This window comes from Desulfopila sp. IMCC35006 (genome assembly GCF_005116645.1).
GTDB lineage: Bacteria > Desulfobacterota > Desulfobulbia > Desulfobulbales > Desulfocapsaceae > Desulforhopalus_A.
The window spans coordinates 1-1,317 of record NZ_SWCM01000042.1; the positions used below are offsets into that span (position 1 = coordinate 1).

The 1,317-nt window shown below is 42.2% G+C and carries 1 protein-coding gene; it reads right to left on the reverse strand.

What is annotated here, in order from left to right; translation table 11 throughout:
* Positions 1 to 13: 13 nt before the first annotated feature.
* Positions 14 to 1,186, reverse strand: coding sequence for an IS4 family transposase (locus tag FCL47_RS24075; RefSeq protein ID WP_136816274.1), 1,173 nt, complete (start codon positions 1,184 to 1,186; stop codon positions 14 to 16).
* Between the last annotated feature and the right edge of the window lie 131 nt (positions 1,187 to 1,317).

Consider the following 1,317-nt stretch of genomic DNA (forward strand, 5'->3'; position numbering starts at 1 on the left):
CAGTAATATCCGGTTAAGAACTTGCAGGTGGTTTCTTTAATCGTTTAAGGAGCTTTTTTCGTTTTCGATTTTGTATCGTTGATTGCGCCACAGCTTGTTGTGTTGCTTCATTTCGAATTTGATTGCGGAGCTGCCGTACACGACGAATAGAAACAGATTCTCCGTGCTGCTCTTGGCAGTAGATAGCCAAAAGAAGATAGGTGATAAGTCCAGAGAGGATTTGAACCATCAGGCCATTCTTACTTCTGGCAAAAAGGTGATAAACTTTCAGGTGCCTTTTCCACCATGCAAAAAAACTCTCAATATCCCAGCGGAGTTTGTAAGCAAGCGCTACCTGTTCAGCTAATAAGTCAAAACGATCCGTGGCTACCCAGTAAGATTTGCCGTCAATAGTATAACCGACGAGATGAACAGGCTTTTTGGTTTGATTAACATTGGGAGTTCCAAGCAAAACCATGGCATCAAAAAAGACATGGGAATTCTCATGCACAGGAAATTCTTGAAGAATTTCTTTTTGCGTAGTTTCTTTAATGCGGCAAACAAAATGACATCCATCTCGCTGCCATTGATCAAACAGATGATGTGCCTGATATCCTCGATCCAGCACACCAGTTTGGCCAGGCTCGATAATACTGCTGACAAAGGGTCTTTCGGCTCCATTCCCCTCTGTCAGAAAAAGTTTACGTGGGACACCATGATTGAGATCGAAGCCAAGGTGCAGTTTTGCCTTTTTTGAATCTCTTCGGTATTCGGCCCAGTGCATGGAAAGCACTGAATCGATCAGGGATCCATCTATGGCAACAAGATCACCAAGCTCGGAATGCTGGGACGGTAAAATTCCTGTTGTCTGCTTTTGTAGCTCGGTAAACACAAAAAGAAGCTGCTCAACTCCGCGGTCATTAACGGTATCAAAGAAAGTTGAGTGTTTAATACCACCTGCGGGGGCAACGAATTGTCTGGCATAATCATCTTCCTGCAGGGCTTGAATCAACTCACTGCCTGATGAGAACTCTTGCAGATGGTAATATGTCAGAATGTTAATCAGCTCTTCGGTATTCATTGCCAATGGTTTATTTGATCTTGATCGAAGTGGTGGTACTTTGGGCAAGATGCTCTTTAACGGTTTTTGTAATTGCCTCTGCGTTGGTACAAGATGCTGCCGTGAGTAAAATTTCACAATTTTCATGTCAGCCCCCTTAAAAGATTTTTCTTTTAAGGGGGCGACCGAAAATTTTTATCTCTTTGTCAAGAAAAAACGACCCAAGATGTTAATATTTATCAAAAATTTGCATGCAATTTTCTAACCGGATATTACTG